This window comes from Paenibacillus sp. FSL P4-0081 (assembly GCF_000758565.1).
Taxonomy (GTDB): domain Bacteria; phylum Bacillota; class Bacilli; order Paenibacillales; family Paenibacillaceae; genus Paenibacillus_AQ; species Paenibacillus_AQ phytohabitans.
The window spans coordinates 5,394,513-5,412,127 of the sequence record NZ_CP009280.1; the positions used below are offsets into that span (position 1 = coordinate 5,394,513).

A 17,615-nucleotide genomic window follows, 5' to 3' on the forward strand; every position below is an offset into this window, starting at 1 on the left:
TTTTCTACACCGCAATTGAGGATTCCTGCCTCACGACAAAACTAGAAGAAAACCCCTAAGAACTTACATAAAGCATGGGACTAATCTACAAAATACAAGAAATTAATCGCTAGCTCTAATCAATCGTAAAAAGCGACCCCGTTGTACGCTTGAACAGCTTCCACCAGCCTGCCTTGGCTACAGCTTCCCCTGCTTTCAGCTCATATTCCTTCAGCACGTCAGTCCCCTGGTATACGACCAGCTTGCCGACAGTCTGATCTGCGGCCACAGGAGCCTTCAAGTGTTCTTCCAGCACCAGCTCATGCCGGATACCCTCCTGGGTAATTCCTTTTTTGAGTAATACACTGTAAGTTTCCTTCGCCGTCAGCGGCAGCTCTCTCTTCACGCCCTTCTCAATCTTCACTGTGCCGATGGGGTCCCCCGCCTTGTGAATCGTATGCAGCTTATATTGGGAAAAGAGGTAATCGAACATCGCCGACACTTCGCTGTTGCGTGTTTTGGTGTTCGGCTCACCCAGTACAACCGCGACAGCGCGCAGTCCGTCTCTGGCCGCGGTTGCGGACAGGCAGAACTTCGCTTCAGCCGTATACCCCGTCTTCAGGCCGTCAGCGCCTGTATAGAAACGCACCAGCTTGTTCGTATTGACCAGCCAGAACGGCTTGGCCGAATCCTTGCGCAGGTAATCCTGATAGGAGCCGGTATACTTGATAATCCGCTCATGCTTCAGCAGTTCCTGGCTGATTACGGCGATGTCATGCGCAGATGAATAATGATTCGCAGCCGGCAGTCCATTGCAGTTGGCAAAGTGGGTATCTTTCAGGCCTAAGGCTTCAGCTTTCTGGTTCATCAGATCAACAAAAGCGCTCTCCGAGCCGGCGATTTTCTCCGCCATAGCTACAGAAGCGTCATTGCCGGAAGCCATCGCGATGCCCTTCAGCATTTCATCCACCGTCATTTCCTCACCCGGCTCCAGAAAAATCTGTGAACCGCCCATCGACGCGGCATACTCACTGGTCCGCACTTTGTCGGTCAGCTGCAGTCTGCCTTCATCCAGCGCCTCCACGGTCAGCAGCATGGTCATAATTTTGGTGATACTGGCCGGCGGCAGCTTGTCATGACTGTTCTTCTCGTAGATGATCGTGCCTGTACTGGCATCCATGAGAATGGCAGAGCGCGCCCCCGGTGCCAGGTCAGCGGCCGCAGTACTTCCGGTATTGCCGGTATTGGCAGTACCTTTAGCTTTTTCTTCGGCAAAAGCGCCGGAAGCCCCTCCCAGAACCGAAACAGCGATGCACAGCGCAAGCGTTACATAACGAATTTTTCTCACAATGGTTCCCCTCCTGAACATTAACCTTCATTTCACAGGTACTGTGTTCCAGTTTCGTCAAAAAGGCAGGAAATTATTCCATTTTACGCACAAAAAAAGAAGCTTCTCCCGGTATCCTCGCAGATACTTGAGAGAAGCCCCTCTTAATTGCCTTATGAAAGTTAGCCTCCGATGGCCATTGCGCTGAAAATAACAGGTCCAACCACAACAGCCGTAGAATTGGCATCCTGATTCTCAACAATCAGCTGATAGTTCTGGACACCAGCCGGTGCATTGATATCTACCATATGCAGCGAGATAATGCCGTCGTCATTGAAGAAATCCTCGTACTCTGCCCGTGCATAAAAGATTTCGTGGCCTGCACGCCAGATGCGCACCAGGATATTCGGGGTATCCAGCGTAACATTTACGCCGATCGTTGCTTTGAGCTCTACTTTGTTCGGAAAATGGGCCGGAACTGCGGGATCAATATATACCGATGTTCCGGCAATCTGCACGCCAGCCGGGGAGATGGGGACCGGAATGGCGACCCCGTTAGTAATAGGTGTAACTACGGATGCATTATAGTCCAAAAGCGTTTTAACCATGCTGTATCACTCCTTTTCATGTTCTATTAAAGTATATGAACATTATGAAAAAGAGCTTGTGCACTTCTATTAGAACCATTGCCTATTTATCCGGCAGATTCACCCGTTACTAGAGACAGATGCTGCCTTGCCTGTCCGCTTAGCCGGAGGAACACCTGCTTTTCCCAGATAGAATCTCGATAATACCGGGTAACGCACAGCCCACTTGGCGGCAAGCAGCGGCACAATGACCCCAATTAATGTAAAGGGTACCAGCCCGTAATCCGCACCAAGCAGATATTTAAGACTGTAATTCAATGGCAGATGCAAATACATAATGGTGATGGTATTCCGTCCAAGGCTGCCCATCCAGCCCAGCGGAATCAGCCTTGCAAGCTGGTACACCGCCGCGCAGATCGTCAATGAAATCAGCAGCGGAACAGCCAGATCCAGCAGCAGCGACTCATACTCTTTGTATTTCATATTCAGACTGTAATGAATGACGCCAGTCCGTTCCAGCAGCAGCACAAGTGCAGACAAAGGCAGCAGTACCAGCAAGGCCGAATAGCGGCTGATTAGCGCAGGTATGGCTTGTTTGCCATAGAACCCGATCGCATAATACGTAACAGCAAGCAGTGCAACATCGATGTTCCAGGGAAGATTGAAGTTCTTAAGCACGGTCAGGGAGATCAAATGGGAGACCAGGTAGGCGGAGGTGATCAGAAGAAATTGAGTTCGGCGGGAATATCTGACGATGTATCCAAAGAGCAATTGCGTAAACAGCAGGCAGGTAATGAACCAGAACACCCCGTAAGGACCGGTCAGCGACAGCCCCCCGTAGAGCAGCCTCGCTATATTTTCGGCAAACCCTCTAATATTGAAGCTGAACAGCAGCAGTACCCCTGCAATCAGGAGGCCGTAGGCAAAATAGGGAGTCATTAGCCCTTTGGTCCGTCTTGCGGCCCAGCCCCGATAACGCCCGGGATCGACCGGTTTAAACACCAGCCCGCTAAGCACGAAGAACAACGGCATCCGGAACCAGGACAGATAATGATTCGCTGCCGCATCGCCGGAATGGCCCATGACTACAAAAATAATACTGAAGCCCTTGGCCGCATCAATCCATAATTCACGTCTTTTTTCCACTTTCTCCTTCCATCTCCTCCCATTTCAGTTGTTATTTAATTATAATTATAGGTTGGTTCATGATTTATTTCAATTTTAAATGAAAAATTTCAGTGATATTTCTGAAAATAACAGCACTTAACAACGGACGAACAACGTAGAAAATAAGGCGCTGCTCCTAGATGACACTCGAATCTGTTTCAGCTTGCCATACTAGGGCTAAAGTCTGACACACACCCGCGCACAGCAAGGGCCACCCGCTGCCGGATGGCCCTTGACTATACATTATATGCATTAATACAAATGGCAGGAGACCTGATGGCCCGAGTCCAGCTCGCGCAGGACCGGAGCCTCACTCTTGCAGCGGTCCATGGCGTAAGGACAACGCGGATGGAAGGCGCAGCCGCTCGGGGGTGTCTCCGGATTCGGAACGTCACCGGTCAGGACAATCCGCTGCTTCTTCACTCCCGGATTCGGCACCGGGACTGCCGACATCAGCGCCTGCGTATAGGGATGCAGCGGCTTCGCGAACAGTGACTTGGTCGGTGCCAGCTCGACGATCCGTCCGAGGTACATCACTGCCACGCGGTCACTGATAAATTTCACAACGGACAGGTCGTGGGAAATGAACATATAGGTAAGGCCGTATTGCTCCTGCAGATCCTGCATCAGATTCAGCACCTGGGCCTGGATGGAGACATCCAGTGCAGATACCGGCTCGTCACAGACAATGAACTTCGGATTCAGTGCAAGCGCCCGGGCAATCCCGATCCGCTGCCGCTGGCCGCCGGAGAATTCATGGGGAAAGCGGTGGGCTTGATAGGGGGACAAGCCCACCACCTCCATCAGCTGCTCGACCCGGCTTTTGAGCTCACTGGCCGGAGCGGACTCGTGTGTACGAAGCGGCTCCTCCAGTATACGCTGGACGGTCCAGCGCGGGTCGAGCGAAGCATAAGGATCCTGGAACACCATTTGCATATCGGTACGGAACCTGCGCAGCTGTTCGGTACTCAGAGCGCGCACATCGGTGCCGTTAAACATAATCTCGCCTTCCGTCGGCTCAATCAGCCGCAGGATGGCCCGGCCGGTGGTCGATTTGCCGCAGCCGGATTCACCGACCACCGCAAGCGTCTCCCCCTGCCGGACGGATAACGTAATGCCGTCTACGGCTTTTACAGCGCCGACCTGCTTGGAGAAGAAGCCTTTGCGGATCGGATAATGCTTCTTCAGGTTGCGGACTTCAAGGATTGTGCTCATATGACTCCCTCCTGCTGCAGGATACAGCGGCATTTGTGTCCCGGCTGCACCTCAAGCAGCTCCGGAAGCTTCTCGCTACATCGCTCTACAGCCACCGGACATCGCGGCGCGAACCGGCACCCGGACGGCAGATTAGCCGGATTCGGCACCTGGCCCGGGATGGAGCTGAGCCGGTTCTCATCACCAGCAAGCTGGGGCAGGGAAGCCAGCAGCCCCCGGGTATACGGATGCAGCGGATTGCTGTACAAGGTAGCGACATCCGTCTCCTCCACGATCTGACCGGCATACATAATGACAACCCGGTCACACATCTCGGCGACTACGCCAAGATCATGCGTGATCATCAGAATGGACATGCCCTCCTTCTCCTGCAACTCGCGCATCAGATCAAGAATCTGTGCCTGGATGGTTACGTCCAGTGCCGTTGTAGGCTCATCGGCGATCAGCAGCTGGGGATTGCAGACCATCGCCATTGCGATCATCACCCGCTGGCGCATGCCTCCGGAGAGCTGATGGGCATACTGCTGCGCGATCTTTTCCGGCCGGGGAATCCCAACCTTGCGCAGCATCTCCACCGCCCGCTCCGCCGCCTCCTTCTTGCTCAGCTTCAGATGGTAGCGCGCAGATTCTGAAATCTGGCGGCCGATCTTAAATACCGGATTCAGCGAGGTCATCGGCTCCTGAAAAATCATCGCAATCCGGTTGCCCCGGATGCCCCGCACCTCCTTCATCGACATCTCCAGCATATCCTTGCCTTCAAACCTGATGTGGCCGGAGGCGATCCGGCTAATCCGCTTGGGCAGAAGCTGCATAATTGACAGTGAAGTGATGCTTTTGCCGCAGCCGGATTCGCCGACAATGCCCAGCGTCTCCCCTTTGCGCACTGACAGACTGATGCCGTCCACCGCGCGGATTGTTCCGGCCGCTGTCTGAAATTCGGTGCATAGCCCTGATACTTCCAGCAGTTCTGTCATGATTGCCCCTCCTCTAACTTAAGATTTGAACTTGAAGCATAGTCGTCACTGCGGTGAACATTTGGACTTTCGGCCGCTGTTGTCCCCAGATTTCTTTATCCAATCCGCTGTTCGCGGTGGAAATCCGGTGACAAAGGCGGTCGCTATCGCTCCTACAGTTCCAAATTTCCCCTCCGTTTCTTTTCGCTTTTCGTTGATCTCATTAGTTTGTAAATCAGTTCTCTGTATCTTCCACACCCAGATATTTAAGTGCCGTCAGGGCATATACTTTCGCGCATTGGATGATCTGCCAGACCGGTGCCTTCTCGTTAAAGTTATGAATCGTTGACAGCTCGGCCGGGCCGTATTGCAGTACAGGAATGTTATGCGTGCGGAAATGGCGGGCATCACTGGATGCCCATTGCAGCACACCGTAAGCTTCTTCCCCGCTGACTTCACAGATGCTCTCTACCAGATCGCTAACTACCGGCTCCTCATTCGAGGTCCAGTTGGCGTTGCCCTGGAAGCCGAAGCCCTTCACCTCAGACTCAATGCCTGCCTCCAGCAGCAGGGAACGAGCACGATCAAGCACATCGCGGTAGTCTACGCCGAACGGTACACGGGAATCGACCTGGATCGTGCAGCGGTCCGCCACCACATTCACCTTGGTTCCGCCCTGGATCGTTCCGATATTCACCGTCACATGATCGAATACCTGATAGGCGATCGAGCCGTCCTGTTCGCGCTCCTTCACATAATCCTGCGAGATGCGGATGATCTCCTTCACTTCATCTGGAATATCGACCTTGATATCCCAGAGACGCTGCAGGGCATCGATGCCCTTGGCTGCTTTGACAATCGCGCTGTCACCGACAACCGGCGACAGGCTGCCGTGACCCGGCGTGCCTTCGACGGTGAATTCGAACCAGCAGCTGCCCTTTTGCCCGATCGTCGGGTTCAGCGGGCCTGACGGCTCGGCGATAACCGCTGCCGTTCCGCTGATCAAGCCGCGTTCCAGCACCCAAGGCACACCCAGATGGCCGCCGGTTTCTTCATCCGGCACGATCAGGAGCGACAAGTCGCCTTTGAGCGGAACGCCCAGCTTCGACAGCAGCGCTGTCACATAGATCAGCCCGGCCAGTCCGGCCTTCATATCGGAGGCGCCTCGGCCTAGCAGATAGCCGTCAACGATATCGCCGCAGAACGGATCGAAATCCCAGCGCGAGCGGTCTCCGGCCGGAACAACATCCGTATGTCCGCAGAAGATCAGGTTTTTGCCGGACGGCTGTTCAGCCCCTGTACCCAGTGTAGACACCAGATTCAGCATCGTATCGGTTGCCGGATGGATACTTGTATCAATGCCGGCCTGCTTCAAATAATCAATGATAAAAGCGCTGATCTCGCGCGAATCTCCAGGCGGATTCTCCGAGGGGAAGCGGATCAGCTGTGAGCAGAGCTCCAGCAGCTTATCCTGCTCTGCATCAATCGCCTCCAGCACTTTGCTTTTCCAGTCAGTCATGGTTGTAATTCTCCTTTGCGTTCCCTGCTGCCTGCCCTGCGGCTGGCGTGGGGTTTTATGAATTTGATAAAAAGAGGGACAAAGCCAATGGCCCGTCCGCTCTCTTTTGCCAAACCTGCTTATTCTGTAATGGATAGCGGATAGAAACGGATGACTTCATCCGGATAGAAGGCGTAACCGCTGATCTTGTTGCTCATGCCGACAATGCGGTTGTACTCGTACAGATAAGCCCAAGGCGCTTCGGTCGTAATGATTTCCTGTGCCTGCTCATAGAGTGCAGTCCGTTTCGCTGTGTCTGTCTCCATATTCGCCTCTTCCCACAGCTTGTCTACTTCAGCGTTCGAGTAGTTGATGTAGTTGGAGGAGCCTTTGCCGTAGAGCAGGAAGCCGAGGTGGTAGCCCGGATCATTGACGAACGATGTCCATTTAGAGATATAAGAGGTAAGATTATTTGTCTTCTGCTGCTCCAGGAACTGGGCGCGGGCCAGCTTGTTGATGTTCATGGTTACACCGATTTTGGCCAGTTCAGCCTGAATCAGGACCGCATCATCCTCCCAGTCATCGAACCCGGAACCAAGCGTGAAGTCAAAGGTAAACCCGTCCGGATAGCCGGCTTCTGTCAGCAGCTCTTTAGCTTTATCCAGGTTATGCTCGTAAACGTAGCCTGCATCTGTGAAGCCCGGCGTGTTACTCGCCACAGAGCTCTTCATCTGCTTGGCCTGGCCGTACATTACCCCGCTCAGCAGCTCATCATAAGGAATCGCATAGTTGATCGCCTGGCGGACTTTTACATTGTCAAAAGGTTTAACCTTGTTGTTCATTGCGAAGAACAGAATCCGGTTACTCGCATTGGAGGCGACGGTCAGATCCGTGTTGCTCTGCAGGGAGGCCACATCCTTCGGAGGAATCTCGATTGCCATATCTACATCGCCCTTATCCAGCAGCAGTACGCGGTTAGAGGCTTCTTTGGTGAATTTCAGGGTTACTTTGCTGAGGTTAGGCGCACCCTGCCAGTAGCTCTCATTAGCGGTGAAGACAGCTTCAGTCGCCGGGTCCCATTTCTCAAGCGTGAACGGGCCGGAGCCGGCAGCATTCGTCTTGAGGTAGTCGGCACCTTGTGCTTCTACAGTCTTTTGATCCACGATAGAGAAGGTGTACATAGCAAGAATCTGGAGGAAATTATGATTGGCATTAGTCAGTGTAACTTCAACTGTGGAAGCGTCTTTGACCGCAACGGACTTGATATTCGCCATTCCATAGAGGAAACTGCCGGAGCTTGATTTAGCCACGCGGTCAAAAGAGTACGCAACCGCCTCGGCATCCACCGGATTGCCGCTCTGGAAGCTCACGCCGGATTTCAGCTTGAAGGTGTACACCGTGTTGTCAGCGTTCACTTCCCAGCTCTCTGCCAGCATGGGCTGAATGTCTTCGGTGTTGGCGATGCTTGCGCCATTTTCGGTTTTGATGCCATAGGTGACCAGCTGATCATACGCAGCAAGCACGAGTGTATCGGAGGTCAAATCGTTAGCTTCTGCGGGGTCGAGCGTAGTGCCGCCCTCGGAATAAGCAACCGTGAGATTTGACTTGGCAGCAGGAGCAGCCGTCCCCGTAGTTCCTGAAGCTGCGGTAGTGGCAGCAGGGGTCTGTGGATTAGCGCTGCTGGCGCATCCGGCAAGCATGACTGAAAAAGCGACGAGTGTGGACAATAATTTAACTCTTTTCATCAGAAGTTCCTCCCTTTTCTATATCCTGCCTGCATAGGTAATACTGGTGCTGCTTGTGATCACCCTGCCGCAACCGCTCCGGCAAGCTGTGATCTATATTTACCGGGATACTGCGGAGCTTCGGGAGAATGATCCCCTGCTCCGCCTTATTTACCCGAGCGCAACCGTGGATCAAGAACGTCCCGGAAACCGTCTCCGAGCAAGTTAAAGCCTAAGATGGAAGTGGCAATGGACAATCCTGGAAAAGTAACCAGCCACCATTGCCCGGAAATAATGTATTCCCGGCCTTCTGAAATCATCGCGCCCCATTCGGCAATCGGGGGTCTGACGCCAAGTCCGAGGAAGCTGAGACTGGATGCGGTCAGGATCGCGAAGCCCATCCCGAGCGTAGCCTGAACCATCAGCGGAGCCAGGGCGTTCGGCAGGATGTGGCGGTACAGGATGACTGTATTCTTCACGCCGATCGCCCGGCTGGCCTCTATATACTCCTTCTCGCGGAGCGAGACGGTCTGTCCGAACATCAGCCGGGCAAATTCCGGGATGCCGACAATCCCGACGGCGATCATTGCACTGCTGAGACCTGCTCCAATGGAAGCGGCAATCGCCATTGACAGGACCAGTGACGGGAAGGACAATAGTACATCCATCAGCCGCATGATGATGGTGCCGGTACGGCCGCCATAGTAAGCGGCAATTCCGCCGAGCGGCACACCGATGACAAAGGAAATCGAGACGGCGATCAGGCCGGTCCAGATACTGATCCGCGCACCGTACAGTACCCGGCTGAGGATATCACGCCCGAAGTTGTCGGTTCCGAACCAGTGGCTGCCCGAAGGCGCCTGGAGTTTGTTCGCCATATCCGTTACATAAGGATCATGCGGTGCAAGCCAGGGTGCGATAATGGCTACCACGGTCCAGATTAGAATAAAGGTTAACCCCAGGGCAGCCAGACGGTTATGCAGCAGCAGGGACAACAACGTTTTGGGTTTTGCCGCCGCAGCGGGTTTGGCCGGACTGCCCTGTGCTGAATGTGCTGCAGTGCTCACAAGCAATCTCCTCCTCTCACACAAGCTGTTCTATTCATAGCGGATTCTCGGGTCAATGAAGCCATAGATCAGGTCTACCGCCAGGTTAATTCCGCAGTAGAGCACGGCGCTGACCAGAGTAAAGGCTTGAATCGGCGCATAATCCGCAGCCAGAATGGAGTCAGTGACATAGCCGCCGATTCCCGGCCAGGAGAAGATCGTTTCCGTAATGACCGCGCCGCCCATCAAAAAGCCGAATTGCAGACCGAGAACGGTCAAGGTTGGTATTAGTGCGTTGACGAGCGCATGCTTGTAGATGACGGCTGATTCCCGCAGCCCTTTGGCCCGGGCGGTGCGGACGAAGTCCTGATCCACGACCTCCAGCATGCTGGAACGGGTCATCCGGGCGATGATCGCCATCGTGCCTGTGCTGAGGCAGATAGCCGGGAGCAGCAGATGCGAGAGGCTGCTTTTGAGTGCAGCGGTATCGCCTGAGAGGATGCTGTCCAGAACATACAGCCCGGTGATATGCACCGGCGGATTCAAGTCTCCGCTGATCCGTCCCATCGGTGCCGGAGCCCAGCCGAGGATGGAATAAAAGACGTAAATGAACATCAGGCCCAGCCAGAAGATCGGCACGCATGCACCTATCAGCGAGAACACCCGTGAAATGTGATCCAGAAACGATTCTTTGCGGGTAGCGGCGACAATCCCGACGGGAATGGCCACCAGGACCGCGATCAGAATGCTGGCCAGGGTCAGCTCAATGGTGGCCGGGAACCGTGAAGCCAAATCGCTGGCTACGGTATGTCCGGTGTGATACGCGTAGCCGATATTGCCTTGCAGCAATTGGCCGATGTAAGTGAAGAACTGGATATACAGCGGCTTGTCGAGCCCCATATCCTGACGGATCTTGTCCACAATCTCCTCCGGAGCCTGCTCTCCGGCCAGCATGATCGCCGGGTCACCCGGCAGCACTCTTGAGAGAATGAAGGTGATGACGATAATACCTAGCAAGGCTGGAATCATCTGCACAAGTCTTTTTAATGTGTAAGCAAACAATGAATCAACCCCCTTACGGCTTCTGTGCCATCCATGCTGTGACATTCTTGTTGACGGAAACGCGCTGCCCATGTCAGGTACTGTGCGGTTTCTTTGTCCTCTTTAGTAGTTGTGCTAATTCTACATAGAATTTGACCACCACTCTACGTCCCGTTCAGCTAAAAAAAAGCACAACCGTTTGTCGATTGTGCACTATCAACACCTCTATATGTAATCTTTCCTAACATACAATTCCATAAAAGTTCCAGTCCCGCCTATTTTTCCTGCAGGTAGTAGTAAATCAGGCACAAATGGCACACGAACTGCTCGCGCGGATCGTTCAAATCGAAGCCGGTAATATCGCGGATCCGCTCCAGCCGGTATTTGACCGAGTTGCGATGAATGTACAGGCTGTTCGCCGTCTCAATCAGGCTGCCCCGGCACTCCAGATAATGATAGAACGTCAGCATCATATTACTGTCATGCTCCTGGTCGTATTGCAGCAGCTTGCCCAGCTTACGCCCGAACAGCCGCTCGAAGCCCGGACCGCCAAGGCCCTCCAGCAAGTGGTATACTTCCATCTCTTCATAGCGGGTGACACCGCCTGTACCTTGTCCGAGCCTTCTGGAGATAGACAAGGCTTTGCGCGCTTCATTGTAGCTGGTGTGGATGTCCCACAAGTATTCCGAGGTGCCAATTCCGCTTCTGTAGCTGCTGAGGCCTTCGCTTTTGTCCTTCAGCCAGCCCTCCAGCGTCTTCTCCCAGGGCTCCTGTGCATCTCCGCCCGGCGTGAATTTACGGCCCTCCTGCGTGGGCAGGAACAACACAGCCCGGCTGGAGCGGTATTCTACGTGGGGTGTAACTCCGCGTTTCTTCGCTTCCCGCTCCAGCAGCCGGTTCACCGTTTCCTCACTCGGCGCTGTCTCCCCTTCGATTACAGCAACCTCCCACTTATGCTCGGGATTCATCCCGAGCTGGCGTGCCCGCCGCTCCACCTCATGCCGCGAAGGCAGCGGCGGAGTCAGCAGCTCGTCAATGAAGTTGCCGCGCAGCCGGAACTCGGTATCCTCGGCAACCTTGCGGCGCATCAGCTCCAGGGCGAAGACAAGCCGGGCCTGCTCGATGCCTACTTCCTCCATATCATCCAGCCGCTCCTTGTCCACAAGCAGTCTGGCGACGGTCCGACGGTCCACGTGAATATTCCAGTTCAGCGGCGCCTCTCTCTGTGACCAATCGAAATCAGCCGGCGAAGACACGATAGTCTTCCGGTCGGTGTCAACAAGGGCAACCGGCGCTTTCAGAAAATCAGCGACATTATCGCTGACCGCCTGAATGCCGCTGTTCTCCAGCACCATCGTTGTCAGCGTGCGGTAGACCTCCTCCGCACGGCGCAGCAGCATCGCCTGGCGTCCGAGCAGCAGCTCCATCACCGGCTGGGTGATATCCGTATACGGAATCTCCGGCGGGATCTCCACAATCGGCAGACCGCAGGCATTGCTGGCCTCGATCGCCCCTTGGGGGATTTCCTTCAGGAAGCGGGCCGGCTTAATCGCCAGCGCCGCTGCACCCAGATTGTCGAGCGTATAGATCAGCTCAGTCAGCAGCGAAGGATCATGGCGGATGGAATACGCCGTAGTCAGCAGCATGACGCCTTCGCTGATCCAGCCCTTCAGATCCGGAACCTCCATAATATCTACGAACCGGACCACCCGGTCCAGCCCCTGCTGGCCGCTAATAACCTTCGCTTTCCCAAGAACAGAGAGCTCCATTAGCTCCCTTAGAGTAATTCCTCGTGTATTCAACATTCTGCCTCCCTCTACTGTCTTCAGTATTTCATGATTTTTCCTGAAATATGCCACCCGTATGCACCCGTAGCCACTCGTATGCCACCAGCTTACATTCGCATTCCCGCTAGTTTATCAGACATTCCCGCCCAGCCACAGGAAAAATATATAAAATTGCAGATATTTTTTCGGATTTATGCGTAAGTGTGGGAGGGAAAGCACTGGTTAACAAGGTGATCCGGTGACTGTGAATAGGACGCGAGTAGTACGCAAATAGGACACAACCTGTCCTTATTGAACAAAGTAACTTATCTGACGGCTACGCCGGCCTCTATGAGGGGTACGCGTGAAGCTGGTGAGAAATGGCCGCTATTAGACGGGTGGGGCATTAGTGCTACTACATTCCGTGCTGAGGCCACTTCTGGTGAAATGAGAGGGAATGTGCACCTTAATTTGATGCTGCTGGCGATATCAGAGGGATTCGTACCTTTGATTTGGTGCTAACGGGTTCCTTCGGACGGAATCAGGGGCACTTTTGCCCCTCATTTCCACTTCTTACCTTCGGGGCGGAAACAAAGGGATTTATACTTTTAATTTAGTGCTGTGAGCCACTTTCGGCGGAAACAGAGGGATTTATACCTTTAATTTGGTGCTATCAGCCACTTTCGATGGATTTAGAGGGATTTATACCTTTAATTTGGTGCTGTGAGCCACTTTCGATTGGAATTAGAGGGATTTATACCTTTAATTTGGTGCTGTGAGCCACTTTCGGCGGAAACAGAGGGATTTATACCTTTAATTTTTCTGCTGTGAGCCACGTTTAGCGGAATCAGAGGGATTTATACCTTTACTTTCCTGCTGTGAGCCACTTAAAATGTTTGCTACTATACTTTCTGTCTGGTGCCCGACCAACTGTCCATTTCAGTATGTACTTAAATCTGCACACTCTCCTGCTTCTCATCTCTTCACCTTTCCACTCACCTCCACCTCCATACTCTTCATTTCCCACTCCCCATACTCAATTCTCAATTTCCACTTCTCAATTTTCACTTCTCATCCCCTCACTTTCTCATTTCCTACTTCCTTACTCCCTCACTTCCTTCCTTCCTTCCTTCCTTCCTTCCTTCCTTCCTTCCTTCCTTCCTTCCTTCCTTCCTTCCTTCCTTCCTTCCTTCCTTCCTTCCTTCCTTCCTTCCTTCCTTCCTTCCTTCCTTCCTTCCTCCCTTCCTCCCTTCCTCCCTTCCTCCCTTCCTTACTTCCCCCACTTCCCATTCCCCCCCTGTATCTCTCACTTCTCCATCCCAACTCCTCCTTCCTTATTTCCCACACCCACCTCCCCCGTACCTCTCACGTCTCCCCACCTCCCCAACTTCCCGCTCCACATACTCATACGCACTCCCCACAGCAGCTCAGAAACACCCTGCAGTAGCAGCCAGCCAGCCAAATCAGCTACACAAAAAAACGTTCCCCGGACCTACATCCGGAAGAACGCTTAACTATATTTCCTGAATTACTATACTTCGTACTTCCAAGAGCAGATTTGCACAGCGCAATCAGCGCCGCACACCCCCAGGCAAGGAAGCAGACGCAGCGGCCGCTGCTCCAAGCGCGAGAATCGGATCAAACGCACGGATGCCGAGCTGTTCTTCCAGCTCCGCCGCCAGCCCGATGGTGGCAAACCCGGTGCAGGCGAGGACTATGGCCTCCGCACCGCGCTCCACCAGCCGGGCTGCTCCGGCAAGTGCGCCTGCCCGTCCGGCAGGTGTACCCAAATCAAGTGTGGTCGTTACCCCATCTGGCCGGTCCATGCCGAGGTAAGCATCGCCTAGAATGCTGCGGATCAGCGGCGGCACCTCGGTCAGAATCGTCAGCACGCCGATCTTATCGCTGTATGCAAGCGACATATGGGCTGCACACGAGCCTGCACCCAGCACCGGTACGTTCACTGCCATCCTGGCTTCCAGCAGCGCCGGATCTGCGGCACAGCTGATGCCGATGGCCGTACAGCCCTGCTGCTCCAGTTCCCGGGCCAGGCTGATAATCTTCGGCACTGACTCCGCTTCGGTCTCGTCATTGTATACGCCCTGAGGCTGATCCGGAATGCAGCGGCTGATTACCGGCAGGCCATACCGGTGTTCAATCAATTCTCCGTGCAAATGAATTGCAGACTCCTCTTGCAGTGTGATTACACGTATAATTCCAAGCATCCTTGTCTCCCCCTGGTCAGCCATTGTTGGGCGTTCTGAATATCCTCACCATATACTTTTGCTTCATCCCGTACCGCGATAACCCTGACAACAACACAGCAGCCGCGCAGCCTAGAGCAGTTCTCCTGCACGCATAATCAGCTTATCATCAATATACACATCCGGTTTCATAACTACAGCATCAATATGAACGCCAGCCGCTACAACCCCGCCGAACGTATTATTGCTGCCAAAAGCGACATGGATGGTCCCGTAGACCTTCTCATCCTCCAGCACCACACCTGTAATTCTGGCCTTGTTGTTTGTACCAATGCCGAACTCGCCCAGAAGCCTGCCGTCACCGGCACCAAGCATATCCAGCAGCCTGTCACCGCTCTCGCTTTCTGCACTAATTAATCGGCCCTGCTCCACTGTCAGCACCATCGGGCTGTTCAGCGCGCCAATACCTGCAATCGAACCGTCCACCTTAATCTGGCCGGCGGCTGTACCTTCCATAGGCGCAATATAAGCCTCGCCCGAAGGAAGGTTACCCGATTCTCCCGGATTCAGATATAATCCGGTGCTCAGCACGCCATCCCGGCCCTCAATCGAAAAGCTCAGACTCAGTCCATCCTTCTCCACACGAACCTGGCTTCCCTCAGACAGCAGCGCAGCTACCTGCTCCGTTAATGTCTTCACCTGCGCATAGTCCGCAGTGATCGCGCCATGGCTGAACATGTCATCTGTCATGCCCGGCATGGTCGCCACCCGTGTTCCCGCTGCGGCTGCCTGCTTGCGCGCCGCCGTATGTGTCATCGAATGTGTCGTAATGCATACTGCCACATCCGCTTTGGCCATAGCTTCGGCAATCGGAGCCGGCGGCTCCTCGCCGGATTTGCTCCGCGCCTGCATAATCAGTAGCATCGATTCCGCTCCGATCCGCTTCCCTGCTTCATAGACGGATTCGGCAAGCTCCCGCTTGTCGTCATCGGCCACTACAGCCAGCAATTCGCCGCTGCCAAGCCCAAGACAGTCCTTAAGAACATTCATGCTGATCAATATTCGTTGCTCACTCATTATCTTTTCCTCCCGGTTACACCATTTCTGCTACCAGCTTGCCCACGAGGGCATTGGACAGCACGGCAGGCACTCCTGCGGAGGCCGCCCACTGTCTATGCTGCTCCACATATCCCATACAGTCAAGCACAATCACGTCCGCCAAGTCTCGCAGACGCTCAGCTGCCGCTCGGAAATCCGCTTCCGTACCGGTATACGGAGAAGCAGCTGCAAACGGCAGCCGTGCTCCGGCTCCCGCGAATTTCTCATTCATGCTCTCTTCCTGCTCGGGCAGAGGACCTATCAGCCCCAGCCGGCGTCCGTCAAGCATCGCCATTACGACCGGAGGGATAATCCGGTCCGGTTCAATCAGATGGGCCTTGGCCGTATGAAGTCCCGGAAAAACACCGGTACAGGCCAGCAGAATCGTCTCAATTCCAGCAGCTTCCATAGCATCAACCTTCCCCTGCAGAACTGACTTTATCCGTTCACGGGAGATCACCGCAGCTGATCCGTCCGCCATGCGGGTAGTCAGCACATACTCTCCAGGACCAGGACTATAGAATTCGCGTACCTGATCAGCAGTGAACCCGTCAAGCACCCCGGACTGAACCAGTCCTGCCTTACCCTCCAGATACTTCTCAATAATCGGTGCAACATCGTTCCTGGGAGCTTGTCCGATCGTGATTAACCCTATATTTTTACTCATCTTGCTCCCTCCCGCTTCTCCATACGGATTGAAATCATGGCAACTCATGCCTGTATACATTGAGCAGGCGCTGAACCTTGCTCAGCGCCTGCCATTATTCCGTTCTATTCCTAGTGAGAGGTTACAGCCGGTTTACCCAGCGTCTGCAGCACTTTCATCGAACCGTACAGCTCGGTAATCTGTGCGAATTCAGCTTCGTTGTAGAAGGAGCATATGCCTTGAGTGAACTCTTTGGCTGTCTCAATGGCAAAACGCACCGCCTGGGCGATATCAATCTCATGGCTTGCCCCTGTACCGCAGCCGGGCACCATGGACTGGGCCGTAATCGCCAACCCTACAACAGGAGCCGAAGTCGCTACTGCCGGCTGCAGGATGGAATTGATATGATATAGTCCGTTACCGTAAGGAGTAATGTCCTGCGTAGTTACCGGAAAAGTTACCGGATACTGTCCTGTCGTCATTTCCTTAATGCGCAGCAGATCCTCACTGACCCGCAGAATGTACCCTTCTTTGACCGTAGGTGAGATTGCAATGCCTTTGTGATTCACCACACGGTTGCCCTTAGTCGTATCAATAGAAATAATCGCTTCCATCTCCGGCAATACCTCATGCTCATTCATCTGCAGGATATCCACCGGGGAATCCATGAAATCAACGGGTTCATGCGGCAGTGTCGGAGCATCCGGACAAATATGTGTCGTAACCAGGACGTCACCCTGCAGCACATCCCCTTTGGTCTGCATGTTTGCCAGTTTCAGTGCCGCTGCGATTGCCGCTACTGCGCCGTCTGCATCAGAGACAATGCCGATCCGGCTGGGGCGCGCCCCTATGCCGCCAAGTCTGCCGACAATTCCGAAGGTTGGCGCGCTTCCGCCTCCAAGCTTGCCTTGACTGCCCGGAATGGTGATTTTGACGAATTCCGTACTGCCTTTTTCACCTTCCACTTTCTGAACCTCAACCTTAACCGCAGGATATGCTGCGAATAACTGCCTGACCTGCTCACCATTAACATAAGCGCTGTCCAGTGCGTTCAAAACTGTAATCGTCTGATGAAGTGCCATTATAATTCCTCCCCGGATGCATGCTCATGATTGTGATGTTTGAATTCATACTATCTTAAAATTCGAAACGTCCACAATGTACCGCCCTGCCAAAACTAAGTTGTTTTTCTTGTCCTTTGCACATAAACCTTACGCGCAAGGTACACTCTTCGGCCTTTCAGCAGCATCCGGCATCCATTAAACCCCTAAATTCCCGCTCCATATCATACAGAAATATAAATAAAGGTTAATTATTCCATATTGGCGAATTACAAGAAGATTACACATCATCAAGTTATGGAA

Annotated in this window: 15 protein-coding genes; all 15 read right to left on the reverse strand. The window is 53.7% G+C overall.

What is annotated here, in order from left to right:
- Positions 1-115: 115 nt before the first annotated feature.
- Positions 116-1,348, reverse strand: coding sequence for a D-alanyl-D-alanine carboxypeptidase family protein (locus P40081_RS23230; protein ID WP_144026039.1), 1,233 nt, complete (start codon positions 1,346-1,348; stop codon positions 116-118).
- Between the two features lie 140 nt (positions 1,349-1,488).
- Positions 1,489-1,914 (reverse strand): hypothetical protein, encoded by a 426-nt coding sequence (locus P40081_RS23235; protein ID WP_052421953.1) that lies wholly within the window; start codon positions 1,912-1,914, stop codon positions 1,489-1,491.
- A gap of 99 nt (positions 1,915-2,013) precedes the next feature.
- A complete protein-coding gene (locus tag P40081_RS23240) occupies positions 2,014-3,039 on the reverse strand; it encodes an acyltransferase family protein (RefSeq protein ID WP_042138683.1) in 1,026 nt (341 codons plus the stop codon).
- A gap of 273 nt (positions 3,040-3,312) precedes the next feature.
- The gene (locus P40081_RS23245) at positions 3,313-4,275 is read right to left on the reverse strand and encodes an ABC transporter ATP-binding protein (RefSeq protein WP_042138684.1); all 963 of its coding nucleotides are present in this window, start codon (positions 4,273-4,275) and stop codon (positions 3,313-3,315) included.
- Positions 4,272-5,249 (reverse strand): ABC transporter ATP-binding protein, encoded by a 978-nt coding sequence (locus tag P40081_RS23250; protein WP_042138685.1) that lies wholly within the window; start codon positions 5,247-5,249, stop codon positions 4,272-4,274. The genes P40081_RS23245 and P40081_RS23250 overlap by 4 nt, the downstream gene beginning before the upstream one ends.
- A 214-nt stretch (positions 5,250-5,463) precedes the next feature.
- The gene (locus P40081_RS23255; RefSeq protein ID WP_042138686.1) at positions 5,464-6,747 is read right to left on the reverse strand and encodes a M20 family metallopeptidase; all 1,284 of its coding nucleotides are present in this window, start codon (positions 6,745-6,747) and stop codon (positions 5,464-5,466) included.
- Between the two features lie 119 nt (positions 6,748-6,866).
- Positions 6,867-8,471: an ABC transporter substrate-binding protein gene (locus P40081_RS23260; RefSeq protein WP_197074259.1), complete on the reverse strand. Its 1,605-nt coding sequence runs from the start codon at positions 8,469-8,471 to the stop codon at positions 6,867-6,869.
- A 146-nt stretch (positions 8,472-8,617) separates the two neighbouring features.
- Positions 8,618-9,517 carry an ABC transporter permease gene (locus P40081_RS23265; RefSeq protein WP_039300310.1) on the reverse strand — a complete coding sequence of 300 codons (900 nt, stop codon included), beginning with the start codon at positions 9,515-9,517 and terminating at the stop codon, positions 8,618-8,620.
- Positions 9,518-9,547: 30 nt separating this feature from the next.
- Entirely contained in the window at positions 9,548-10,558 is a 1,011-nt protein-coding gene (locus P40081_RS23270; protein WP_171716738.1) for an ABC transporter permease, read from the reverse strand.
- A gap of 254 nt (positions 10,559-10,812) precedes the next feature.
- On the reverse strand, positions 10,813-12,339 hold the full coding sequence (locus P40081_RS23275) for a PucR family transcriptional regulator (protein WP_042138688.1): 1,527 nt from the start codon (positions 12,337-12,339) through the stop codon (positions 10,813-10,815).
- A gap of 1,058 nt (positions 12,340-13,397) precedes the next feature.
- A complete protein-coding gene (locus P40081_RS23280) occupies positions 13,398-13,586 on the reverse strand; it encodes a hypothetical protein (protein ID WP_197074260.1) in 189 nt (62 codons plus the stop codon).
- 288 nt (positions 13,587-13,874) lie between these two features.
- Positions 13,875-14,528: an aspartate/glutamate racemase family protein gene (locus P40081_RS23285; RefSeq protein ID WP_042138690.1), complete on the reverse strand. Its 654-nt coding sequence runs from the start codon at positions 14,526-14,528 to the stop codon at positions 13,875-13,877.
- A gap of 111 nt (positions 14,529-14,639) precedes the next feature.
- Positions 14,640-15,584: an aminopeptidase gene (locus tag P40081_RS23290; protein WP_042138691.1), complete on the reverse strand. Its 945-nt coding sequence runs from the start codon at positions 15,582-15,584 to the stop codon at positions 14,640-14,642.
- Positions 15,585-15,600: 16 nt separating this feature from the next.
- Complete coding sequence (locus P40081_RS23295) at positions 15,601-16,272, reverse strand: AroM family protein (protein ID WP_042138692.1); 672 nt, start codon at positions 16,270-16,272, stop codon at positions 15,601-15,603.
- A 110-nt stretch (positions 16,273-16,382) separates the two neighbouring features.
- The gene (locus tag P40081_RS23300) at positions 16,383-17,333 is read right to left on the reverse strand and encodes a DUF1177 domain-containing protein (RefSeq protein WP_042138693.1); all 951 of its coding nucleotides are present in this window, start codon (positions 17,331-17,333) and stop codon (positions 16,383-16,385) included.
- Positions 17,334-17,615: the final 282 nt, after the last annotated feature.